Source organism: Halobacteriovorax sp. CON-3, assembly GCF_043196995.1.
Classification (GTDB): domain Bacteria; phylum Bdellovibrionota; class Bacteriovoracia; order Bacteriovoracales; family Bacteriovoracaceae; genus Halobacteriovorax_A.
The window spans coordinates 1,169,357-1,193,268 of the sequence record NZ_JBEBNA010000001.1 but is presented as its reverse complement, the minus strand read 5'-3'; the positions used below and the strand labels follow the sequence as shown (position 1 = coordinate 1,193,268).

At 38.0% G+C, this 23,912-nt stretch carries 24 protein-coding genes; 16 read left to right on the top strand and 8 right to left on the bottom strand.

Annotated features, from left to right (window positions below; all coding sequences use genetic code 11):
* The first annotated feature begins 37 nt into the window (after positions 1–37).
* Positions 38–1,135 carry a hypothetical protein gene (locus ABMA72_RS05565; protein WP_393056425.1) on the top strand — a complete coding sequence of 366 codons (1,098 nt, stop codon included), beginning with the start codon at positions 38–40 and terminating at the stop codon, positions 1,133–1,135.
* Positions 1,123–1,722, top strand: a complete 600-nt coding sequence (locus tag ABMA72_RS05560; protein WP_393056423.1) for a hypothetical protein — start codon at positions 1,123–1,125, stop codon at positions 1,720–1,722. Before ABMA72_RS05565 ends, ABMA72_RS05560 begins: the two co-directional genes overlap by 13 nt.
* Here ABMA72_RS05560 and ABMA72_RS05555 read toward each other — a convergent pair.
* From ABMA72_RS05555 to ABMA72_RS05545, 3 genes are all read right to left on the bottom strand, one after another.
* A complete protein-coding gene (locus tag ABMA72_RS05555; RefSeq protein WP_393056421.1) occupies positions 1,712–2,731 on the bottom strand; it encodes a thrombospondin type 3 repeat-containing protein in 1,020 nt (339 codons plus the stop codon). The genes ABMA72_RS05560 and ABMA72_RS05555 overlap by 11 nt on opposite strands.
* A 32-nt stretch (positions 2,732–2,763) precedes the next feature.
* Positions 2,764–4,134: a hypothetical protein gene (locus ABMA72_RS05550; RefSeq protein WP_393056419.1), complete on the bottom strand. Its 1,371-nt coding sequence runs from the start codon at positions 4,132–4,134 to the stop codon at positions 2,764–2,766.
* A 98-nt stretch (positions 4,135–4,232) separates the two neighbouring features.
* Positions 4,233–4,460 (bottom strand): DUF4911 domain-containing protein, encoded by a 228-nt coding sequence (locus ABMA72_RS05545; protein ID WP_392856875.1) that lies wholly within the window; start codon positions 4,458–4,460, stop codon positions 4,233–4,235.
* Between the two features lie 142 nt (positions 4,461–4,602).
* Here ABMA72_RS05545 and ABMA72_RS05540 point away from each other — a divergent pair, with 142 nt between their 5' ends.
* The 7 genes from ABMA72_RS05540 to ABMA72_RS05510 all read left to right on the top strand — a co-directional run bounded on the left by ABMA72_RS05540 (position 4,603) and on the right by ABMA72_RS05510 (position 13,218).
* Positions 4,603–5,331, top strand: coding sequence for a hypothetical protein (locus ABMA72_RS05540; protein WP_393056417.1), 729 nt, complete (start codon positions 4,603–4,605; stop codon positions 5,329–5,331).
* Positions 5,332–5,339: 8 nt separating this feature from the next.
* Entirely contained in the window at positions 5,340–7,550 is a 2,211-nt protein-coding gene (locus ABMA72_RS05535) for a LysM peptidoglycan-binding domain-containing protein (RefSeq protein WP_393056415.1), read from the top strand.
* Positions 7,551–7,636: 86 nt separating this feature from the next.
* Positions 7,637–10,162, top strand: coding sequence for a type I DNA topoisomerase (topA, locus tag ABMA72_RS05530; protein WP_392856869.1), 2,526 nt, complete (start codon positions 7,637–7,639; stop codon positions 10,160–10,162).
* 6 nt (positions 10,163–10,168) lie between these two features.
* Complete coding sequence (locus ABMA72_RS05525) at positions 10,169–11,089, top strand: DUF368 domain-containing protein (RefSeq protein ID WP_392856867.1); 921 nt, start codon at positions 10,169–10,171, stop codon at positions 11,087–11,089.
* 91 nt (positions 11,090–11,180) lie between these two features.
* Positions 11,181–12,281: a hypothetical protein gene (locus tag ABMA72_RS05520; RefSeq protein ID WP_392856865.1), complete on the top strand. Its 1,101-nt coding sequence runs from the start codon at positions 11,181–11,183 to the stop codon at positions 12,279–12,281.
* Positions 12,269–12,793 (top strand): FMN-binding protein, encoded by a 525-nt coding sequence (locus ABMA72_RS05515; protein WP_392856864.1) that lies wholly within the window; start codon positions 12,269–12,271, stop codon positions 12,791–12,793. The genes ABMA72_RS05520 and ABMA72_RS05515 overlap by 13 nt, the downstream gene beginning before the upstream one ends.
* A gap of 8 nt (positions 12,794–12,801) precedes the next feature.
* On the top strand, positions 12,802–13,218 hold the full coding sequence (locus ABMA72_RS05510; RefSeq protein ID WP_392856861.1) for a hypothetical protein: 417 nt from the start codon (positions 12,802–12,804) through the stop codon (positions 13,216–13,218).
* Here the strand turns inward: ABMA72_RS05510 and ABMA72_RS05505 are convergent.
* From ABMA72_RS05505 to ABMA72_RS05495, 3 genes are read right to left on the bottom strand one after another with little or no spacing between them, the layout of a single operon-like run.
* Positions 13,215–13,706 (bottom strand): DUF501 domain-containing protein, encoded by a 492-nt coding sequence (locus tag ABMA72_RS05505; protein ID WP_392856860.1) that lies wholly within the window; start codon positions 13,704–13,706, stop codon positions 13,215–13,217. The genes ABMA72_RS05510 and ABMA72_RS05505 overlap by 4 nt on opposite strands.
* Positions 13,703–14,428 carry a hypothetical protein gene (locus tag ABMA72_RS05500; RefSeq protein ID WP_393056413.1) on the bottom strand — a complete coding sequence of 242 codons (726 nt, stop codon included), beginning with the start codon at positions 14,426–14,428 and terminating at the stop codon, positions 13,703–13,705. The genes ABMA72_RS05505 and ABMA72_RS05500 overlap by 4 nt, the downstream gene beginning before the upstream one ends.
* Positions 14,415–15,002, bottom strand: a complete 588-nt coding sequence (locus tag ABMA72_RS05495) for a DUF3943 domain-containing protein (protein WP_392856857.1) — start codon at positions 15,000–15,002, stop codon at positions 14,415–14,417. Before ABMA72_RS05495 ends, ABMA72_RS05500 begins: the two co-directional genes overlap by 14 nt.
* A 123-nt stretch (positions 15,003–15,125) precedes the next feature.
* Between ABMA72_RS05495 and ABMA72_RS05490 the strand changes: the two genes are divergently transcribed.
* Together ABMA72_RS05490 and gshA are read left to right on the top strand one after the other, a co-directional pair.
* Entirely contained in the window at positions 15,126–16,136 is a 1,011-nt protein-coding gene (locus ABMA72_RS05490; RefSeq protein WP_393056411.1) for a hypothetical protein, read from the top strand.
* A 64-nt stretch (positions 16,137–16,200) separates the two neighbouring features.
* Positions 16,201–17,790, top strand: a complete 1,590-nt coding sequence (gshA, locus tag ABMA72_RS05485; RefSeq protein WP_393056409.1) for a glutamate--cysteine ligase — start codon at positions 16,201–16,203, stop codon at positions 17,788–17,790.
* Here gshA and ABMA72_RS05480 read toward each other — a convergent pair.
* Entirely contained in the window at positions 17,782–18,699 is a 918-nt protein-coding gene (locus tag ABMA72_RS05480; protein ID WP_392856852.1) for an aspartyl/asparaginyl beta-hydroxylase domain-containing protein, read from the bottom strand. The two genes, gshA and ABMA72_RS05480, sit on opposite strands and share 9 nt — an antisense overlap.
* 175 nt (positions 18,700–18,874) lie before the next feature.
* The gene (locus ABMA72_RS05475; RefSeq protein ID WP_393056407.1) at positions 18,875–19,981 is read right to left on the bottom strand and encodes a hypothetical protein; all 1,107 of its coding nucleotides are present in this window, start codon (positions 19,979–19,981) and stop codon (positions 18,875–18,877) included.
* Between the two features lie 139 nt (positions 19,982–20,120).
* Between ABMA72_RS05475 and ABMA72_RS05470 the strand changes: the two genes are divergently transcribed.
* The 5 genes from ABMA72_RS05470 to dmeF all read left to right on the top strand — a co-directional run bounded on the left by ABMA72_RS05470 (position 20,121) and on the right by dmeF (position 23,893).
* A complete protein-coding gene (locus ABMA72_RS05470; protein ID WP_393056406.1) occupies positions 20,121–20,759 on the top strand; it encodes a GNAT family N-acetyltransferase in 639 nt (212 codons plus the stop codon).
* 1 nt (position 20,760) lies between these two features.
* Positions 20,761–22,008 carry a diaminopimelate decarboxylase gene (lysA, locus tag ABMA72_RS05465; protein WP_393056404.1) on the top strand — a complete coding sequence of 416 codons (1,248 nt, stop codon included), beginning with the start codon at positions 20,761–20,763 and terminating at the stop codon, positions 22,006–22,008.
* 9 nt (positions 22,009–22,017) lie between these two features.
* Entirely contained in the window at positions 22,018–22,572 is a 555-nt protein-coding gene (locus ABMA72_RS05460; RefSeq protein WP_392856845.1) for a hypothetical protein, read from the top strand.
* Positions 22,573–22,664: 92 nt separating this feature from the next.
* Positions 22,665–22,943 carry a metal/formaldehyde-sensitive transcriptional repressor gene (locus ABMA72_RS05455; protein WP_103216553.1) on the top strand — a complete coding sequence of 93 codons (279 nt, stop codon included), beginning with the start codon at positions 22,665–22,667 and terminating at the stop codon, positions 22,941–22,943.
* Positions 22,944–22,945: 2 nt separating this feature from the next.
* Positions 22,946–23,893, top strand: a complete 948-nt coding sequence (gene dmeF, locus ABMA72_RS05450; RefSeq protein WP_392856842.1) for a CDF family Co(II)/Ni(II) efflux transporter DmeF — start codon at positions 22,946–22,948, stop codon at positions 23,891–23,893.
* The last annotated feature ends 19 nt before the right edge of the window (positions 23,894–23,912 follow it).

Sequence of the window (23,912 nt, the reverse complement as noted above, 5' to 3'; positions counted from 1 at the left end):
TCAATTTTTAAAGATGAATTTAAGTTAGAATAATTGAATGAGGGGAATTTTATTTCTAATTTTAACTATTTACGGCCTGTGTGCATATTCATCAACTGACTTCAAATACCAAGATCGTTCGAATGATTTTCAAGGGTTAGCAAAAGCTCTAATTGCTGAATACCAATATCAAGACTTTGATGGCTTCTATCAAAACTATTCTGAGCACTTCTTAGCAAATCAAGTTTTTGTAAAGGGCGCTGAGAGATTCTTTGTGAAGCTTGGCCTTGAGACCGATGCAGGCAAGCTTAACAAATTCATTCCACTGGCGGCCGGTGAGGTCGTAAATTTCAAAGTTGGAAAGACTCCTGTGTCTATCTATTTTGAAAATATCGCAAAGGTTGAAAAGTATAAGATTGTTAAAAGCGTGAAAGGCTTTGTGGCAAATCAAATGAGAAAGGGAAGTTTTAAAAAGTACACCCTTATCGACCTCTTTATCCCAAAGGCCCATGCTGTTGAATGTAATAATCAATTAGAAGAAATCGTTAATATCGATGATCTACAAGCACCTGTTGATCGCTTCAATAAGGATTACCTTATGGCACAAGCAAGCGGTTGTGTGCAAAAGGCCTTAAGTGCTGCTTGGGCAAAAACTGGTGGCCTTGTTCAAGATGTGGGAAGTGGAATTTGGAATTTTATAAAGTCTCCTGTTAAGTCGGCCAAGAAATTTTGGAATAGTGCAGTTGATACATATGAGACAACAAAAGAATTCATTACTCAAATCGATCAAAAATTAGCAAGTCTTGGGGAGGCCTTAGGGGCCTTATCTCTTGAATCTCAAATTCAATTGGTTTGCTCTCTTGTGGGAAGTCTCGGGTCAAATGTCCTCGTCAATGTCATTATGAGAGGCCCTCTCGGCCTAGGTAATGCCATGACTTCTCTAGCGGATCTTTCAAAGAGGGTGACTTCATCAGCAAAATTCTTACAACTTCTCGACCAATTAAAGAGTGCGGGGAAGCTAGGAAAAGAAAAAGTGGGTGAGTTAATCAATAAAATTCTTACAACAAAGAATAAAGATGGCCTTGAGAAGGTTAATTCTCTTTCATCTGCTAATTACGTGAACCTTACAGTGGAGTATGCAGCATGCGCGCTTTAATATTTTCACTCCTTATAACTTCTAGCTTTTCTTGGAAGGTTTTTGCAGCTGGAAAGAAGTGTAAAGACCTTGATGCTAAGGTAACAAGAGCAATCGAGTCGCAAAAGATTATGAGCCAAAGAGGAATCAAAGGTGAAATTAGACAAGAGATAACAAGTCTTCTTGATCGTGGTGTCGAGATTGATCCAATGTTCTTTCAGCATATGATTCATCGTAAGGGATTCAAAACAACTGGTTTTAAAGATAAGGGCCTACTTGTTGGGCACGCGAAAAAACACGGTGATGAATTTAACTTTGTTAGTGATAAACAGTATTTAAGAAATGCTGAGAAATTTGCACGCTCAAGTGATGATAATATTATTTCCTTTAGAAGTAAGAATGATATTTATCGCTATAATCCGGTTTCAAATGAGTTTCAAGTAATTGAACGTTCTGGAAAGGTTATTGGTACTTATTATCGACCAGATTTAAGAAAGCTTAATGCTGCTAGAAAGAGAGAAAACCTTCCTCCGTTTAAGAGTGTTACTGAGTGGTTCATTAAGAATAAGTGGGAGCGCTTTGTTTTAAATAGTGATTTTAAAAAATAGAGAATAGGTCATTGAATATCTTAAAGGCCTGGCTTTTCGCAAATGCTTCAAAATTTGTAAACCTATTGGCGAAGTCTCTTTCCCTCGATTTGCTTTGGTAAAGGTATGCTGTCGCTACTTCCGCAAACATCTCTTCTGGAGATACTGTTGAGTATTCCGAAGGGAAATTGTCATAGGCCATTAACTCATTTGTACTTGTTAATCTAAGTTTTGCTTCAGATAAGTTAATTTCTGGATGATGGTGATCATTATTATGCTGGTATGTGAAATACCTGTCATTTATAGACCAACCAACAGAGTTAATGAAGTCTTGGTATAGCTCTGGGTTCTCTTTTTGAACAAAGTGAAAGAACTCGTGAGTCAGTGTCAAATTGATTTCTTCATCATTTTTTAATTGATTTTTGTAGATGACGATTTGTTTCCATTCCTCATCATACTTTCCTTTTGTTAGCCAACTCGTTGGATGTGTTGTTTCAAAAATAACAAATTTTAAGTGATTCGTTGTCTCAGTAAAACCTATGTCGAGTAGCTCTTTTACAAGGCGGATTTGCTTTAGGTTTATTTTTGCAGCAGGAATAATAAGGATATTATAATCTTCATAAATTTGCGTCTGTAGGGAACTTGCCTTAGCTCTTTCTTTCTCAGTAATATTCTCACTAAACTCAAAATCAACGAAGTCGACAATGCCATTATTATTTAGATCAGAGCCAAATCTTGTTTTATTTTCAGGGAATTCATCTGTGATATTATCGAAACCATCACCATCAATATCATTATCGATAGCATCTGGAATTCCATCGAAGTCTTGGTCGAGGAAGATGAAGTAGTTATCATTTCGAATAACATCTTTTTCAATAAAGGTTTCATTTATTGTATAGCGAAGCTTTTCATCTAAGCGTGGCAGATGGTATGGAATTGCCAAAATACTTTGGGCAATCACGAGTGAAAGGGCAAAACTCCCTATGGACCTAGAGTGGCCCAGTAGAGAGTTTTTAAATATGTTTTTCATGTTGAAAATCATTAAGTTAGTTTATCCAATTCTTAGTGGTAGTGAGCTGACCAAATATCTGCCCATGCTTCAATGAATCCACCGTGTCCACCAACAAGAGCGTATGAAAGAATCGCCGCTGGGAAGTATAGAGGCCCAAGAAGTGCTGATTGCTTAGCATGGCCTGCTTCGTGTCCTGAAGCAAAACGGTAACCTGAGCAGAAGTCTAGTTCAAAAAGACCTGCAGACATCTTTCCTGGAACAATTCCAAGTCCACATACATCTGCATAGATTTGCATCTTTGAAGCTGCAATTCTGATGCGTGGTAGATCAAATTCAATCATTCTCATATAACGGTATGGAGTTACGGCCTCAAGAAAGTTGATGAAAAGGTTTACTCCACGACTAACTGGTGCAAGGATTACCTTTGTCCCAATAAAAGCTGCTCCTACCATTGTATTGATTAATCCCCACGATAGGTTAGAAGCAATAACAAATAAGTGCATTAGAGGGTGGTCAGGGTTAGCTGGATCAAAAAGAAGAGACTTCTTACCAAATACACTTTCGTAAGTTGTTAGGGCCTTATCAAATTCAGCTCTTTGTTCTTGAGTGAGAGCTTCTTGCTTATATTCTTTGAATTTCTCTATCTTTTCAGCATTCTCTTTCTTTCCAGTATTAAGAAGGTTATTGATATTTTCACTTAACTCTGGTGACAGAATATTTGCATCTCTCATGGCCTTAAGCTTTGTCAGAGTTTTCTTAGCATCTTGATCGATGATCTTCATCATTCCGATATAGGCCATATGCTGTTGTAGAACTTCAAGCTTAAATGCCTCATCAGTTTCAGTAAAACGCTGCATCTTATCTGAAGAGATCTCTTCAATATATCCAATCGAACGCTTTGTGTATCCTTCACTTAAGTTTCTCATATAAGTAAGAGAGTAGAGTGCAAGGACTTCGTTTTGTGCCATTTGTTCTGGTGTGTTGATGAGACGTTTTGTTTCATCTTTACGATAAGAATCTTTTCCAGCATCAAATGTAATGGCGTGAATATCAAGAGTTAAATCTTTTACTTGCTTCATCCAGTTGCGAATTTTCTCTTTGCTTTCATTATATTTTTCAACGGTACGCACTCTTCTTTTACGATCGTTTGATCCGTATGTTTGTTTTGAGTCTGTCCAAGTTTCAAATTTTGGAGCACTATTGATTAGCTTGGCAATTTGTTCTGATTTAATTTGTAGCTCGTTGGCCATCATCAGTTTTGAGTCTGATAAATTCGACTTTTCAGAGCTTTCAAGACTTAGCTTGAAGTCATTAAAGTGATTGTTGATACCTTTGTTTGTAACAACTTTACAAGAGGCCATTTGAAGGCAGGCCAATACACACAAGGTTGTATTAGCAACTTTTTTAATTGCTGGTGACATAATCTCTCTCCGTTTTAGGTTTACGGTATTTTGCGAGTTATATCATTTAATTTGATTGAGTTAGTCGGATTTGAAATCTTCTCTTAGGTGTACAAAATTTAGTCAATAAATTGTAGCTCGATTTCTTGAGCTAATTTATTAAGTAAGTACTTAACCTCTGGCTCTAGGCTAGGGTGTGCCTGAACGATAATGTCGCGATGACCTTCGTGCTTGTCTCCTTCGATTGTTGAGTAGAAACATAGGCCTTCATTTGCTTCAAGTTGAAAGTAGAAATATGCTGATTCTTTCTTTGGTACTCTTACAATTGTTTTAAATATCTCACTCATAAAATACTCGACAAGTTTGTTTTTTATTTAGTTATTTGGCTTGGCAGTCTTTGCCTATCCACGAAATTTCATTGACTTAAACGCTTTGTAACCTAAAATATTATTAAAGGCCACTCTTTTATCAAGTCATGGAGGACTACAAGTGAAAGATTTCAGGAAGAGATTTCCACTCACTTCAGTATTAATTTTAGCATTGGCAACGACTTCTTGTTCGTGGTCGAAAAGAAAAACTCTTTTTGATGAAGAAGGATACCCAATCGAAGAAGCGCAGCAGGCCGAAGCTAAACAACAAATGGTTCCTAAGGCCCAGTACGATCAACTTCTTGAGAAGTACGACAAGCTTTTAAAAGATACTAAGGCCCCAAGTCTGGCCGATCAATACAAGGCCAAGGACGGGAAGGCATCAACTGAGCAAGTACAGCTTAGTATGATTGATGATCTTCAAGGTGCAAAGAGTAGTAGTGTTGCTGAAACAGTCGATGTTTTTGCTAATGAAGTGGTTGCACAAAAGAAGCAAGAGCAATCAGACGATGTTCTTCTACAAAAAGAATTAAATCTTTTAAAGCAGGCCGAAGGCCTAATGGCACAAAACCGCTTAGACCAATCTCTAACAATTCTAAAAGATCTTGAAGGTTCAAGACATAATCAAATTAAAGTAAGAGCAAAATTCTATTTAGCAGAAATGCTTTTTTCTCAGCAAGAATTTGATCTAGCAATGCAGTTGTATGAAGAGATTCTTAGACAACATGCTTTTTCAGGTCTTGTTATTAAAAGTTTAGGAAGACTTATTGTTTGTACTGATAAATTAAAATTAGCAAAGAAGAAAGAGAAGTATTATTCAATCCTTCATGATTTCTTCGGTGAAGCATAGGGCGTAGTTTGAAGAAGAAAAATCTAAGCTTATTATTTTGTATCGTATCTCTTCTCATGAGCATGGGACAGGTGCGTGCGCAAGATGATCTTAAGGATCTAGAGCTCTTAGATGATAAAGACCTTCTTATGCTTTTAGAGGAAGAGACTGATCAGCCACAACAAACGGATGTTTCAGACGAAGTTCTTGCTGATGAATTAAATTCTATCAAGAGCGATCAAAAGAAGACCCTTCCTGGTGAAGAGGTCCTTACTGATGAAAATCTCCAAAAGATTAATGCTAATAATTTAGAGAATGCCGACAATCTTGAAGAGATTGATATTCTTGCAAAAGATGTTGATACAAAATCACAAGCAACTAATGTAGAGATTGTTGAGCCAGAGAAGGCCAAGCAGTCGAGTGCTAGTGATCAAAAAGTAACGATCAATAAAAACCTTTTCAATGTGGGAAGAGAAGAGAAAGAGCTTCTTGATCTTGCAAAATTTGTTGAAAAGAAAATACCTGAAGAAGAGTGGAATGAGCTCGCAACATCGGCAAAAGTCGATAAGTATGTTGTTCAAGAAGGTGATTGGTTATGGAAGATTTCACAAAATCTTTTTGGATCAGGATTCTACTATTCTAAGATTTGGTCAATGAACCCACAAATTACAAACCCTCACGAAATTGAGCCGGGACAAGTTCTTGTTTTCTCAACAGGAAGTGAAACTTCTTTTCCAAAAGTTGCCTTTGGTAGTTTTGAGGATGATGGGAGTCAAGTTCGTCGTTCTGAAAATGTAAAAGTAGCATCTTCTGGTGCTTTTTCAGCATACGGTGATGATATTAAGTCAGACTGGTTAAAAGAGAGAAGAACTCTTGTAAATAAGGGTGCATTCTTTCAATCGTTAACTGAGTCTTCATATGATGATGTTCTATCAATGACAGAGATCGAACTTAATACTGATTATAAGAAGTATGCTCCGCCTATTTCTCGTATCATTATTGAGGAACCAGATAATCAATATGATAAGAATGGAATCTCTTCTATTGAAAGACAAGAGATCACGGTTTCTCATGGTTTCTATTTAAATACATTTCTATCGACTAATCATCTTCAAGACTTAGGGTATATCTCTGATAAGCAAGACGAGTCTGTTCTTATTCTTCGCGATCAGAAAGTCTACGTTAAGTTTGATAAGAGTGTGCAAGTAAGGCCTGGTGATAAATTCTCAATCTATCAACCAGATGGAAAGGTTTCTCATCGTATTTCTGATCGAGAAGGTCTACGCTATACAATCTTAGGACAAGTAAAGGCGATAAGAGAGTTAGAAGATAATAAGTGGGAAGTATCGGTTGACGAAATTGTGGAAACGATTGAGCGCGGTGCTAGAGTTACTGTTTATACACCTAAGATTGCCAAGATCTTTAAAACTTATAATCCTCGTCGTATTGAAGCGGCCATTATTGGTTCATATAAACAACAAAAGCGTGGACTAGCACTTGGAAGTGTTGTTTACCTCGATCGTGGTCGAGTTGATGGAGTCGAGCTAGGAAATGTTTTTGAAGTTTACTCATTTATGGATAGAGGAACAGGAAAGCAAATTAGTTCTCAACCGACTTATGTAAAAGGTGAGGCAACAGTCATTACTGTTACAGATAATTTCGCTACGGCCGTTATTTCTTATAGTAATTCAGGAATGGAGCTTGGTGATATTGCCCTGACTAAATCTGAGGCAACAGCAAAGATGGCCGAGCAGTTACGTAATAACACTCGCGCTAAGAATCTTGGAAAGCAAGAAAACCTTGCTCTTGAGGAACTTGATGTTGAGCTGAACCTAGATAATCTTGGGGAAGATCTTCTTAAGCAGGTTGATGAAATTCGCCTTGAAGAAGATGAACTTGAAGAACTTGAACGCCAAGAAAGAGAGAAATCGATCATTAAAGAACAAGCTCGTGATCTTAAAGAACTTGAGAAGCTTGAGAAAGAATTGATTGATGCTGAAACAAAATTAAATGAGCAGAAGATTGACGAAGATACTTACTTAGAGCGTCAAGACCTGAATTTAATTGAGAAAGGTGTGAAGGCCAAAGATCCTAACGCACTACCTTCAATGAATGAAATCGAATCACAAGAAGGTCTTAAGTATATGGATGAAGATCTGAACAGTAAGGAGAACCCTTACGGATTGACTCCATATGACATCGAAGAAATTGAAGAACTATTGAATAGTGACTCAAATTAATCTATGCTAGCGAAAAATATGTTAAGATATCCTTGGTGCGTTCTTGTAACGCACCTTGTTTTTTATAATAGGAGATAGTGAACATCATGACACAATCAGAAGTTGTGAGTGAAGCTGCAACAAATGCTGCCTCTAAAAAGGCCTCGAAAAAAGCAGCAAAAAAAACAACAAAGAAGAAAACTGCCAAAAAAGCTGCCAAAAAAACTGCAAAGAAAAAAGTAGCTAAGAAGGCGGCCAAAAAGACGACCAAAAAAACGACGAAGAAGAAAGCCTCTTCGGTAAAAGACAAAGACTACAAGCTAGTAATTGTGGAGTCACCTTCCAAGGCCAAAACCATCAAAAAGTATCTTGGCCGTGGTTTTCAAGTTGTTGCCTCAAATGGACACATTAAAGACCTACCAAAATCAAAACTAGGTGTTGATATCAAAGAGAACTTTGAAATTGACCTCGTTCCAATAGCTGGTAAAGCAGCAAAGATCGAAAGAATTCAAGAATTAGCAAAAGATGCAAATGAAATCTTCCTCGCACCCGACTTGGACCGTGAAGGAGAGGCCATTGCATTTCACCTTGCTGAAGAAATTGGCAAGCGCAAGAAGATCAGACGAGTTATCTTCAATGCCGTTACAAAGAATGCTGTAACGAATGCCGTTGAAAATCCAGTTGATCTAAACGTTAATATGTATGATGCCCAAAAGACACGTCGTGTACTTGACCGCCTTGTGGGTTATAAGATTTCACCAATTCTTTGGGATAAGGTTCAGCGTGGTATCTCTGCCGGACGTGTACAATCAGTTGCCCTCAGAATCATTGTTGAAAGAGAAGATGAAATTAAGGCCTTCGTTCCTGAACAGTGGTTTTCAATCCATGGTGAAATGGAAAAAGATGGAACTCTTTTTGAGTTCAAGTACTACGGTGAAGAGGCCAAGAAGAAAACTGAGTTAACAGACGAAGAATTCACAAAACAAATTGTAAAAGATGTTAATGGGAAAGAGTTTGAAGTTATTGACGTTAAAAAACGTGAAAGAAAACAAAACCCAACGCCTCCTTTTACAACTTCAAAGCTTCAACAGGAAGCAGCTAATAAGCTAGGTTTTACGGCCAAGAGAACAATGATGGTTGCGCAAAAACTTTATGAAGGGATTGCAACAACTGACTTTGGAACTGTCGGTCTAATCACATATATGAGAACGGACTCTGTTAGAACTGAGCCAGAATCATTAAATGCTCTTCGTGAATATGTTAAGGGCCAATATGGTGAGAAGTTCTTATCACCAGAACCAATTGAATATAAGAAGAAGGGAAGTAGTAAGGTTCAAGATGCCCACGAGGCCATCAGACCTACATCTCTTGAATATACTCCAAGTCAACTAAGAGGAGATTTAGAACCAGATGAGCAGAAGCTATACGAGCTTATTTGGAATAAGTTTATTTCTTCTCAAATGAGTCAGGCGATTATCGATCAAACTGCGGTAACTTTCGAGTGCGAAGGTCACTTCTTTAAGGCAAATGGATCGATCATTAAATTCCCTGGTTTTAGAACTGTCTACATGGAAGCTGCTGCAGAGAAAGCTTCACGTCGTGGCGGAAACGATGATGAGGATGAAAATGACACACCAAAGGCAACAGGTGAGTTACCAGTAATTGAAGTTGGTGAGCAAATGCCTGCAAAGAATGGACCTGCTGAGCAGGAACACTGGACTTCGCCACCACCACGCTACAATGAAGCTTCACTTGTAAAGACTCTTGAAGAGAAGGGAATTGGTCGTCCATCGACATATGCTTCAATTATTTCAAATATCCAAGATCGTGGTTATGTCGAAAAGGTCGAGAACCGTTTCATGTCTACTGAACTTGGTACCGTTGTTTGTAAGATGCTTATTGAATCTTTCCCAGATGTGATGGACGTTGCCTTTACGGCCAATGTTGAAAAACTTCTGGATAAAATTGAAGACGGTGAAATTAAATGGAAGAAAGTCCTTAAGGAATTCTGGCAAGGTTTTGAAAAGACTCTTGAAAAAGCAAAAGAGGAAATGAAGAACCTTAAGAAGCAGGAGATCCCAACAGGAATTCACTGCCATAAGTGTGAAGACGGTGAGTACCTTATTAAATGGGGACGTAATGGTCAGTTCCTTGCTTGTCGTAACTACCCAGATTGTACATCGACTCATGACTTTAAAAAGCACCTTGATGGAACAATTGAAATACTTCCAAAAGACTGGTTTAGAGACCCATGCCCTGAGTGTGGAAAGCGTCTTGAGGTTAAGAAAGGTAAGTATGGACGCTTTGTTCGTTGTGAAGAATATCCAAAGTGTGAAACAACTCTTCCATATACAATTGATGTAACTTGTCCAAAGTGTAAGGTTGGAAAGTTTGCAGAGAAGAAGTCTCGTTACGGGAAAATCTTCTATGGTTGTACGAATTACCCAGAGTGTGAAACGGCCCTTTGGAATGAGCCAAAAGTTATGGATTGTCCTGCATGTGGATTTGGCGTGATGGGCGTTAAGGAAACAAAGAGATGGGGGAAACAGCTTCAATGTCCTGAGTGTAAGCACTCTGTAGACTGGGAAGATACTCCATTTGCTAAAGAAGAAGCACAAGAGAATAAAGAGTAATCAATTATGATCAATAAAAATATGGCCCTTGTTTTTTGCAAGGGCTTTCTTATGGGCATTGCCGACTTAATCCCTGGTGTTTCTGGGGGAACTATTGCATTTATCACTGGAATCTATGACAAGCTTCTGGCCACAGTTGCTGCCATTGATAAAGCTCTTATTAAGGATGCACTAACTTTTAATATAAAGAGTGTTTCAGAGAAGATTGATTTAAAATTCATCATTCCGCTAGGGATTGGAATTCTCGGGGCCATGCTTTCTCTTGCAAGGCTTATGCATTATCTGATTAATTATCACCCGGTACCGACATGGGGCCTATTTCTAGGGTTGATTTCAGCTTCTATCATTGTCATTGCTAGGGACCTAAAGGACCGTAAGAATCCTTTGGCACTTGTTATGGTGGCCTTAGGTGCTGCAATCGGTTTTGCTATTACTCAGCTTGTGCCAGTAACAACTCCAACTGATTTATGGTTTATCTATATCTGTGGTCTAATTGGTATTACGGCCATGATTCTTCCTGGTATTTCAGGTTCATTCATTCTTTTAATTTTAGGAAAGTATGAATACGTAACAGGTGCTCTAAAAAATCCATTTCAAGAAGGTGCTCTCGTTATCATTGGTGTCTTTGCTCTTGGCTGTTTAACTGGTCTTGTGAGCTTTTCTAAGGTTTTAAACTTCTTTATGAAGAATTTCCGCGAGCGCACAATGGCATTTTTAGTAGGGATTCTTCTTGGAACTTTATCTAAGGTTTGGCCTTGGAGAGAAGTGACAAAGTCAGTGGTTATCCGTGGAAAAACAAAAGTTCTTTCAGAGAGTCTCTACTTTCCAACGTCTCTGTCACAGGAAGATATTCTAGCTGTTGTGCTTGTTGTCATCGGCTTCTTCTTTGTCTTCTTTTTAGAGCGTAGTGCTAACAGAAACAACTAAAAATATTGTCTAGTTTAGTGACTTGACCTTTTATTTAATTCTCATTAACATCCGTTTGGCAATTCAAACAAAATGTTCAATAGGAGAATAAATGAAAAAGTTGTTTATCGCTTTAATTGCAGCAACGACAGTTAGTGCTGCTACAACACAAGAGCTAGAAAGAAGAATTGATATCCTTTCTAAAGAAGTACAAAGCATGCAATCAAAAGGTCTATCGTCTAAGGTAAGCCTTGGTGGTTACGGTGAGATTATCTATACTGACAATAGTGAAGGTAAATCTCAGTGGGATACATTAAGAAACGTTCTTTACGTTGGTTATCAGTTTAGTGACAAGTGGTCATTCATGACTGAAATCGAAATTGAGCACGCTGATGAGATCTATACTGAATTTGCTGAAATTCGTTATGCACACTCAGACCTACTAAACTTTAAAGCTGGTCTTTTACTTACTCCAATTGGAATTGTGAACACTGAGCACGAGCCGACTCGTTTTATTGGTGTTAAGCGTCCAAGACTTGAAAATGCAATTATTCCAACGACTATGCGTGAAAACGGTGTAGGAGTTTATGGTACTTGGAATAACCTTGAGTATAAGTACTACATCATGAACTCACTTAAATCAGATGGTTTCACTGAAGGTGGTGTACGTGGTGGACGTCAAAAAGGTGCTAAAGCTGACGCTGGTCACTGGTCACACGTTGCTAGAGTTGATTACGGATTTGACTTTGGTCTAGACCTAGGAACATCAATCTACGTTGGGACAACTAACGGTGTAGCTCAAGGTGAGCACAATATCTACGATGTTCACTTAGCATATAATTACAAAGGCCTATCGGTGAAGGCATTATATGTTTACTCAACACTTGATGGTAAAGAATTCTCAGCAGCGACTTCTACGGTTGTAGCTGACGTAATGCAAGGTTACTATGTTGATCTAGCTTACAATCTTACTCATGGTAAAACTTATTCAATTATGCCATATGTAAGATACGAAAGTTATAACACTCAAGATGATGTTGATTCATCTGTTGGTGTAGCTGACAAAGCAAATGATAAAGAGCATATCACTGCTGGTATTATGTATAAGCCACTTGATAAGGTTTCTTTCAAAGCTGATTTCACAAAATTAAATAATGCATCTAATGCTGGTGAATCAGAAGAAGTAAACTTCGGGATCGGATGGGAATACTAAGATTTTCAAATCTATTCAATATTAAAGCAGTAAAGGGGATTTTCCTCTTTACTGTTTTCTTGTTTTTGGCACAAACTCAAGTTCATGCAGGAATTAAGGAGACTCTGTCTAAGAAGTATCCTGATTGCTCGTTTGTTGAGAAGTCTAAGTTCTTAACTGACAAAGAATTTGAAACAATTAAGTCAAAGTACCCAACTCGAAATATTCGTCGCTTTTATTCTTTCTATAAGAGAGAGTGTAAGAATAAGACATCATATGACTTTGTCTTTACTGATACTGTTCGTACAAAGAATCAGGTTCTCCATGTTCACGTGGTAAAGAATAATATTGAGAGCTTGGCCATTGTTAAGTTTGAAGAGCCTTCTGAGTACAAGGTTAAGGCAAGCTGGCTTTCTCGCTTTAAATCACAGAGACCAGATTCAATTGATATTGTTTCCGGAGCGACTCTTTCTTCAAATAGTACAAAATTTTTAGTGTGGTTGTCGCTATATCTACAAAAAGATATACTCTAGTCTAAGCTATGACACCTTCAGAAAAGAATAATCTATTTATCTCGAATTACTTCATTGTTGTGACAGGAACAATTTACTTTGTGGCCAAGTATTTTATGGCCATTGAAGGTGACTGGGGAATCGAAACACATCCTCTTTCAATTTGGATGCAAAAGCTTCACATCTTATCTGTACCTTTTCTTCTTTTCTTTGTTGGGACAATCTTCTCAAATCATATTTATAAGAGAGTTCTAAGTGGCTACAAGAAGTCACGCACCTCGGGAATTTTCCTAATTGGACTCTTTGTAGTGATGAGCTTATCTGGATACTTAATTCAGGTTAGTGATAATGATCTTTTAAGACAGTGGTCTGCCTATATCCACCTTGGAGTGTCTCTTGTGTGGAGTCTAGGCTTCACTTACCATCATGTGACGGCCAATCGCTAAGCTTGTTGTAATTTCTTATCAACTAGCTCACCAATGACATGAGGGCGCACTAGGTGAAAAGCATAGAACATATGAAGACATCTTAAGTGATAAAAGTCTCTAAGGCCTCCGATTCCAGTATCTGTAATCATCGGCATCATATTATCTGGTAACTCAAGATTCATTTCTTTAAATAGGTTCACTCTTTCATCGCGATATGATTCATGAATTGCTTTCACTTTTTCTTTTAGTTCTTCATCAGCATCAATCATGGCCTGAAGCTCTTTGGTAAAGCCTTGTCCCTCGATTTGGCTAATGGCCTTATAAACAACAGGGTCAACTAACCAATAGATTGTTGGAAAAGGAACTTTATCAACAACGGGAGTCACTTTGATCGAAGCAGGTCTTCCATCAGTTGTTCTTGCTGAAACCTCAACAATACCTCTGGCCTCTCTTTTTAAAAAGGCTTCGATTTGTTCAATATCTTTATCTGTTACTTGCGTGCTCAAAATAGAGATGCTCCTATTGTGTAAAAAATTGAAAACGAGTTAATATCTTCACGCGCGCTCTGCTCTTGTAGAATTTCAACTTTCGTTCGATTCGTTCGATCGACTAAAGTCGCCTTATATGAGCGATAGGCCGCTACTGAAACTTCCGCAAAGAAAGGGAAGTGGCCAACTTCTTTAACCTGTTCAACCCCAATAGCTAAAGCTCCTCCAAATGAGTCATAGTTGATCTTAAGCTCTCTACCATTAGTATTGATATTAAAATCATCTAGATCAAGTGAGTTAAGCAACCAACTTGGGCCAAACTTAATATATGCTTTAAAAGTTCTAAAACCAATGAAGTCTAAAAACTCGATATCGTAGACATCTGAATTAATTCTAATTGTTGGAGTGATATTAAATGACCTAAAGTTTCCATGACCTTCAAGTACTCTATTTTCGTAGGCAAAGCGAAGGTCGCGAGCTCGTCCAAATGTCGTGTGCGATTCAAGTCCTATTTCAATTCTTTCTAGGCGAAAAGAGAACTGTGTGTAGATACCAAAGGCCTTCGACTCCTCTCGGTCTTCGATGTCATATTTATTTTCGTATTGATCGTCATCTAATTCGTTGAAAATGGTGTTTTGAAGAGTGAGGCCGGCCCTTAAGTAAAACTCGTATGGTCCCTTCTGAGCATAGGCAGAAGTTATGGAAATGAAGAATATGAGAATCAGTTTAAAATTCTGCATGAAAGTAATATCCAATTGATTTCTTGTCTATGTCTGGTGCAATGACTGCATATGCTGTTCCTTCAAAAATTGAAGGAAAGAGAGTCATTGGGTTAATTAGGTGGCCAAAGAAGTGCCCAACCTTGCTATCTCCATTTAGTAGAGACATTGATAGCTTCTCAAAGCCGTAGCCCATAACAGCTCCAAGCACAGGTGTTTGATAGAGGTCTTGTACTGAAGCAGGTTCAGTATAGACTTCGATGAGAAATTCAAAAATAGTACTGGAGACAAAAGTTAGTGCGAGGGCATCTGCATATCGATAATTTCGAGCACGATAGTAGAGAAACATTTGTGAACCTGTATAAGGGTGGACCATATAGTTCCAAAATGGTTCATCGCGATCAAAAACGATTTTCCCGAAGTTTTTACGGTAGGTATCCCATGATCCTTCATTTCTTACGGTATCCCACTGGGTTAGGGGATAGGCAATGAGAGAGATTCCAAAAACAAATCCAACGTCTTTATAGATCTCTTCTTTTGTGTGATCACGGTCTTGGTAGAAATACCTTTTTTGCGCAAAAGAAGTGCTTTGCATGCACAGAGTAAGTATTGTAAAAGATAGGGTAATTATAAAACTTTTCACGATGTGATCTTATATAAATTTGGCCACGTTCTGGCCAATAATACATTGCGATAATTAAGCCAGTTCACTAAAAATATGAAAAAATTAATCTCTTTTTTATTAATTTTATTTACCTCATCACAAATCTTTGCTCAGAGTTCTAATTATCTTGTTTTTGATGAGAGAGAAGACGGGCCATGGTTTCCAATTCAGCTGTATATCAATGGTTCATTTGACGTTATTCAAAACCCTTATTGGTTTAATCAGAAGGACTATTTTGAAAAGCATAAGATTGTTTGGGATAAGGTAAAAGATCCCATTCATTCGATTAAGAAGAATGGTGGATTTGATAAACTACTAAAAGAAGAATTCTTAAGTAATCGCGTATTGCCAAATATTTTCCTTCATACATTTGGTGGCGCCTATGAGACGAAGAAGCTCATGGAGTACTCTGACTACTACGATATTAAATGGGCCAAGACCTTCTCATTCTTTGTAACCTTTGCCATGCACTTTGGAAATGAGGCCAATGAAACAACTCAGCCTGAAGTATCGGCCCTTGACCATATTGCAGATCTTTACTTCTTTGATGTGGCCGCATTCTTCTTAGGTTTAAATGATCCCTTTATGAATTTTATGGTCGATGAGATGGGGATGACGACTTGGCATTTCATGCCTGTCTATGATGTTGAACACGAAGACTTTTTCAACGTTGGATTAAATTATATAATGCGCCCGAAATTTCTTCACTTTGATAAGTTTAGGCCCCTTCTTTATATGGGGATGATGAATATGGTGGGATTAACTTATGATAACGGTGACCTCTCTCATTCAATTACGGCCGGAATGGCATTTACAAACCCTCTCGAGCAGAAGGGCCGCTTTGTTTATGGCTACTTTCTAGAAACCATGGGCAGACAGGCTGCGTCACTACTCATGAACAGTTCAGAGGACTTTAGAGTCCGTCTCAACCTTTATCCTGCACTATTTCACTTCTATGCTGATAGCGCTTCTAATTTTGCGCTTATGCTTGGCCAAACGAAGAATGAAGACTTTGCCTTTGGGATAAATTATGAGCTTCCTATAAGTATTGGGAATCTTAACTAGGTTAAGATTAGCTTGCTTGCATATTACTGAAAGCGTACTATAGATGCGAAATATAGGACGATTTATGATTAAGATTAATAAGCAAGCAATTGAAAATTATCAAACAAAATACGGAAGTGATTCAATTCTAAATGTTAATAAGGGAATTGAAAAAGAAGGGCTTCGTGTACAAGTTGATAGTGGCAAACTTGCAAGCTCCGATCATGATCCAAAATTTGGTTCAAAGCTTCTTCATAAATGGATTACAACTGACTTTGCTGAGAGCCTTCTTGAGTTTATCACTCCTGTTTCAAAGTCTAACCGTGAAACATTAAACACACTTGCTAATCTTCAGCACTATGTATTAGAGCAAGATTCAAATGAAGTCATTTGGCCATCATCAATGCCTTGTATCTTACCAGAAGATAAAGATATCAAACTTGCATACTACGGTGAGAGTAACTCTGGCCGACTTAAGACTCTTTATCGTTCAGGGCTTGGGCTTCGCTACGGTAGATCGATGCAGGCCATTGCTGGCCTCCATTATAACTTCTCCATGACTGATGAGTTTTGGCAGAATTGGCATGAATTAAGTGGTAGCGATCTTTCCTTGCAACTATTTATCAATGAAGAATATCTCAACCTTTGTCGTAACTTTAGAAGTTACTCAAATGTTCTGCTTTATTTATTTGGAAATTCTGTTTCTGTTCATGAGTCTTTTCTTAATGGTAAGAAGCATAACCTCGAAGTTCTTCATGAGGATGAAGTTCATGGCAAGACTTATGGTTCAAAAGAGGGAACTTGCTTAAGAATGGGAGGACTAGGTTATACAGGTGCTTCTCAAAGTGGAATTCGCATTTGTTATAATAGTCTTGATAGCTATTGTGATAGTTTAGAAGAAGCGCTGCAGATGAACTTTGCAGACTTTGATAAGATTGGTTTAAGAAATGAGAAAGGTGAGCTACAGCAAATCAGCACTCATATTCTTCAAATCGAAAATGAGTTTTACTCAATTATTAGGCCAAAAAGAATTGCCCCTCCTGGGAAAAGTGCTCTTGCTAGCTTAAGAAGCAAAGGAATTGAGTATATTGAAGTAAGGCTTCTCGATTTAAATCCATTTGCAAAAAATGGGATTACTAAAACTCAGGCAGACTTCCTTGATGCATTTCTTTTGACATGCCTATTTATGCAGGCCGATAAGTGCAATCGAGAAATCTATAATGAGATAGAAGATAATAACCAGCTTATTGTTAAACAGGGAAGAAGTGCTGGATTAGAAATTGGCCTTAACGGTTCAAAAATTAATTACCAAGAATATCTAACAAAATTCTTTAATCAAATGACTGAAGTCATTCATGCTATTTCAGATGGTGAGCGTAAGGTAGAATTACTCTCTGCCATTGAAGAGCAACGTAAGTTAATTGATCCTGCAAATACTTTATCTCAGAAGGTATTTGATCTTGTCTCACAAAAGGGACATATACAAGCAATGAAAGAGCTTGCTCTTGAGCATCGTAAAGAGTTAGCTTCTAAAGATGTAAATCATATTTTTCAAGAAGAGTTGGCACTAGAGAAGAATGCATCAATGCAGCGCCAGGTGGACTTTGAGAAATTCGACGACGTAGACTTTGAAGAGTACGTCGCCGCATATGTTGCTTCTAGTTTTTCAAAATAGAGATTGAATAAAAGTAAGTACTAAGTAAATTAAACCAAATGCGAGAGCAAGTAGTGTTAAGTTTACAGTGTGCTTAATGATCTTATAAAGAACAATATTCGTTTGCTTAAGCGTTCTTACTTTAAGAAGAGTTGGAGTAACTGCACCAAAGATTGCATTTACTAGTCCTCTTTGATCACCTGGAACGTTAGGAACCAGAGTGATTCTCATAATTTGCTTAAAGATGAAATTGATAATTTTTCCTACGATATTCGTTGGGCGATCCACTTCTAACATAAGAATAATTCTTTCATTTTCAGAATTATTAAATGCAAAGTGAAGGTATGTTTCATCAAAAAGTAGGGCCTCTCCATCACGCCAAGAATAATCGGTACCATCAATATTGATATAACAACGATCGTCGTTAGGCGTTTTAAGACCTAGGTGGTAACGAAGTGAAGTGGCAACAGGATCTAAGTGTTTCGTAAGTTTTGATCCCACTGGCAGAATTGAGTACATGGCACCGTTAACCCCAGGAACCTTTGAAACAAGTTCAACTGTTTTCGGGCATAACTCTTTCGCTGACTTAAGAGTTGTTCCATACCAAGTTAGGTAGAATTTCGACCAACCATACTTATAGAAAGTCCTAAAACCAATATCGTAGTATGCGCTTGAAGTTGGGTCCTTTACCTTATCAAAGTAGCCGTTCTCTCTAAGGCTTACGGCCTCATCACGAATTGTTTCCCAGTTCTCTTGAACAAGTTTTAATTCTGGAAAGTCCGCTAGATTCATAATTGGCTTTGCCGCTCTTTTCTTTGTGAACATATAGAGGAGACAATTTAAAGGTGCAAAAATTGGCCAACCCTTACGTAGATAGAAGTTTAAGCTCTCATATCTTTCAGTTCCACGGTAAGCGTAGACATAGCCCATTGAGGCAATACCAAAAAGAAAGAGAAAAATGAGTACAGATATAACGCTAATAGTCTTATCCTCGTTTAAGTTTTAACAATTAGGATCAAATATACATCAAGCGTCTGCTTTCCTCCATGATTTTTCTCATTATGTGTAATGTGTCATTTTGAAAATAGGTCTTTTCTGAAATGGTTCAGTCAAGCTCTGGATGCTTGACCACGCCTTTGTAGATTGGTTTACATTTCTCAACGCCAACAAATTGAAAAGTTGAACTCTTCACACTTGAGACAGGCGCCGTAGCGGTATCAAGGAAGGCCTTGGTTTTTGAAATCTCTGGTTTCGTAAATGTTCCCTTAATCACTTGCTGTAATTCAGGACAATATTTCTCATCAACAACAGAAACAATAAAGTTCTTAAAGGTTTGCTTTTCAATATTAGCCCCACCTTGGGCAATAATTAAATGCTCTTGTGTTGCAACAGCAACATCATCAAAGACAACCAGGTCTCCAGCAAGTGTCACTGCTGCATTAATCTGTTTCAGGTTTGTGTCCCCACCACGAAAGCCACCAACTGTTTGCCCTAGGCTTGCAGCACTCGTATAGAGAAGTCCAATAGGGCCAAGGGCCACAACGGCCGCGGCATCGATAAGGCCAATACTTCGAGTATCGAGAAAGTTCGTAATAACATCATCGACCCTAAAGCCTGTTAGGACTAAGTTCTTGCCTGATACATTTGTTGTAATATCACCATTCACTTTTGCTTCAAGATTAATAAGGCCTGATAATCCTAGGCCAGCATCAAAGTATTTAATGATGTGGTTAATATCAAGGTTGTTATAATTTAAGTGGACATCTTTAAGTGTGGCGAGATTTAGTGTTAGGACACCACGATTCTTGCTACCAAAATCTGGAATATGTATCTGACTTATCTCTACTGTTGTTCCTTCTTTCTTATGAACAAAACAACTCATACTCTTAAGTTTGAATTTCTGAAGTTCAATACCAACTGCTTTTACTTTTATTTTAGAATTAAGGGCCTGGATGTAGCGATCAAGTTTTTTAGCTTTAACATCAATTTCTAAGAAGCTTATATTAACGGAGTTAACTTTCAGTTCATTTTTCTCATCCAATTGATACTTTAGATTATGGAGAGTCCATTGGCCGATACTGATTTTTTCAACACGTTCAATTCTCACTCCGGCCATGGCCAGAGACTTCTTAATGACCCACTTATAATTCAAGATAAGAACGATTAGGGTAGTAATGAATATGAGCACTATGCCTAGAAATATTTTTTTCATGAGTAAAACGATCGGTCATTGGTCAATATTATGTATTTGTCACAATTAAAGCACATAAGCAGAGTATCTAAAATAAAAACTTTATTAATTGAATTAATTTATTCACCGCTTTTATGAATGCGCTATAATAGATTAAATTATGTTTAAAAAGCTAATTCCTCAAACATTGCAGACTCTGTCTAAGACCAGTAAAGAGTATAATTCCTACTGTCCTTTTGTTACAGATCACAAGTCAAGGCCTGTACCTGAGGGGATAAAGACACGCTATGCTAGGTATAACGATGCCCAGGCAATCGCTCGTATTATTAGTGAAAATAATATTGATCCAAACCTCGACTATTCTTTCTTCCTTGAAAGAACAAAGAAGGAGTTGGCCCGCGGTGGAAATTTAAAAGGCTTTCACTTAATCGTTGCCATTGTTGATGAAGAAATCGTTGGCTATGGTAGGTCTATCTTATACACGCAGGAAATGGTGAATCGTTACAAGTACAAAGCACCTATTGGGTGGTATCTCATGGGGGTTACTGTCCTGCCTGAATATCGGGGCTCTGGAATTGGTGATCTTTTAACTCGAGAGCGACTAAGACATATTGGCCAGATCTCAACGAAGGCCTTCTATGTTGTTAATGCAAATAATAAGACTTCGATTAAAATGCATGAAAAATATGGTTTTATGTTAAGAGAAGAAGGGCCGGGCTTTTTAAAAATAAAATTCAATGGCGGGCTAGGAATGCTATATGAATGCAGCTTAATCAATAGGGAAGTTAATAAGGATTAAAATGGACTTTTTCAACTATAGAGACAATGAGTTATTTGCAGAAGAAAATAAAGTTTCTGATCTCGTTAAAAAGTATGGAACACCACTTTATATTTATTCTTTAAAAACATTTAAAAGACACTTTCTCGCCTTTCAAGAACCGTTAAAAGAGCATCGTCATTTAATTTGTTACGCCGTTAAAGCAAATTCCAATATTAATATTTTAAAAGAACTCGCGGCCATGGGGAGTGGTTTTGATATCGTTTCTCGGGGAGAGCTTGAAAGAGTTTTGGCCGCTGGAGGACTTGCATCAAAGACCGTATTTTCAGGGGTTGGAAAATCTCATGATGAAATAGAGTTTGCACTTGAAAAAGGTATTAAGTGCTTAAATGTTGAATCAGTAGCTGAGCTTAGAAGAATTAATGAAGTTGCAAAGAGGTTAAATAAGAAGGCTCCTGTTTCCATTAGAGTTAACCCTGATGTGGATGCCAAGACACATCCTTATATTGCAACTGGCTTAAAAGAAAATAAGTTTGGTATCTCATTTCAAAAGGCACAAGAGGTTTATGAGATTGCTCACTCGTTGGAACATATCAATGTTGAAGGAATTGATTGTCATATCGGTTCTCAGCTTACGAATGTCGGCCCTTTCTTAGAAGCACTAGAAAGGCTAAAACAATTAGTTGATACCTTAAGAAAGAATGGCACACCCCTTAAGCATATCGATTTAGGTGGGGGACTCGGGGTCAAGTATCGAGATGAAGTTCCACCACACCCAAGTGAATATCTGGCCCAAGTGATTAAGAGTCTTGAAGACTATCCTGAGTTAGAACTTATTTTTGAGCCAGGTAGGGCCATTGCCGCAAATGCAGGTATTCTTGTAACAAAGCTTGAGTATATTAAAGAGAATGAAGGTAAGTACTTTGCCATTGTTGATGCGGCCATGAATGACTTAATGAGGCCTGCGCTCTATCAGGCGTGGCAAGAAGTCATTAAGGTAGATCAGTCGCTCAAAGGAACAAAAGAAAATTTTGATATTGTTGGTCCCGTATGTGAAACAGGGGATTACCTTGCAAAGGAAAGGGAACTTGAGCTTTGTGAAGGGGAGCTTCTCGCAATTCGCTCTTGCGGGGCGTACGGCTTTACCATGTCGAGTAATTATAATTCAAGGCCTAGAGCATGTGAGTTGCTCGTTGATGGCACTAACGCTCGTTTAATAAGAAAGCGAGAAACTTACCAAGATCTTTACTACTTGGAACAATGTGATTAGGATCCAAATATGAATTCAAAAACTGTAACGCTAACACCACTTTTTCCAACAACTGAATGGGCCTGGGATATCTCAAAAGACCATGGCAATACTGTTCGTATTCTACATCCATCCGGGAACGTCTTTATTTCGCAAGTTGTATTAAATCGTCAGTCTCGTTTAGAAGGTAATGAACAAAAGATTTATGATCTTAATTTAAAAGATGTTGATCTCATTGCTTATATTATGGATTACTTCATTAACAAGGCCACAACAAAACTAAATCGTGGCAATGCCATGATTGTTGCAGGAAACCTCGTTAGTTGTTACCGCTTTCGTCTACCTCTTGGGCCAGAAACACTTCCCTTAGAAGACCAGAAAACTTCTTTTGGAGAGTATCGAAAATTTGGTGAACATAAGCTCTTCATGGATGGCCAAGAAATTAATGTCTTCGTTATTGGAAAAGAAGGTAAGAATGAGTTCTATGCCGTAACTCTTAATGATACGAAAATAGGGGATTTTAATATCCCAAAGCTTGAGCTTCTAAAATTCCCTCGTTCATATTTCAGACAGAGCTTTGATTAACATGCTTTTTTAAGTACTTGATTTTACTGTGGATTTCTTTACACTATCTTTAGTAACTATACTGGGGTATAGTATGGTAGCGGAGGTTAAAGATGGCCCATATACATCAAAATAAGAAGAAAATTATCACGCGAATTAGACGTATCAAGGGACAGCTTGAGGCGGTTGAGCGCGCGCTTGAAGAAGATAAGGATTGCTATAGCATTCTACAAACACTGGCCGCTTGTCGTGGTGGACTTAATGGACTTACAGGTGAGCTAATAGAAGAGCATGTGAAAAATCACGTTATGGTTTCTCCACTCGATCCAAAAACACCACAAGATGAAGCTGCAATTGAATTAGTAAACTTAATTAAGACTTATTGGAAATAGAGATGAAACATAAAGAACATATCGAACCACATAATTATGTCCTAGAAGATGATCGACTAGGATCAAATGAGAAGAAGACGATGCTCGTCATTCTTCTTACTTTTGTAACCATGGTTGTCGAAATTGGTTATGGATACTTTACCGGATCAATGGCCTTACTCGCTGATGGTTGGCATATGGGCTCTCACGTAGGAGCTCTTGGAATTACTGTTATCGTTTATCGTCTGGCACGATCTGAAAAAATAAATGAAAAGCTAAGCTTTGGTGCCGGAAAGATGATTCCTTTAGGAGGCTACACTAGTGCTCTTATGTTGGGAATTGTTGCCATTGTGATGGGTGTTGAGTCGATTGGACGTTTTCTAAACCCAATGGCGATTAAATTTGAAACGGCCATTCTTGTGGCCATTATTGGTCTTATCGTAAACGTACTTAGTGCGGTTCTTTTGTGGGACTCTCACGATCATCATCATGGACATGATCACGGTCACAGTCACGATCACAGTCATGGCCATAACCATGTTCATGACCACAACCACCGCTCGGCACTTTTGCACGTCATCGCAGATGCTCTAACTTCAGTGATGGCCATTGCTGCTCTCTTTGCAGGAAAGTACTTTGGTTGGAATTGGGCCGATCCAATTATTGGTATTCTCGGTGCCATCGTCATTTTAAAGTGGGCATGGGGGCTTGCTAAGGATACAGTTTGGGAACTTCTTGATGGAAATTCAAAATTATTTGATGAAGACGAAATCAGAAAGCTGTTTTCACATGATGAAGATATTGAGATCGCAGATCTTCACTTATGGAGAATTGCTCCCAATGCTCATGCATGTGAAGTGATGATTTATAATTGCAAACTAAAGGGGAGTGAGTACTACCGTGAAAAGATACTAGCGAAGTACGATATTTCTCACCTTATCGTTGAAGAACGACTTTGTACTAAATCATAAAATTATAAGTTATTAGAAT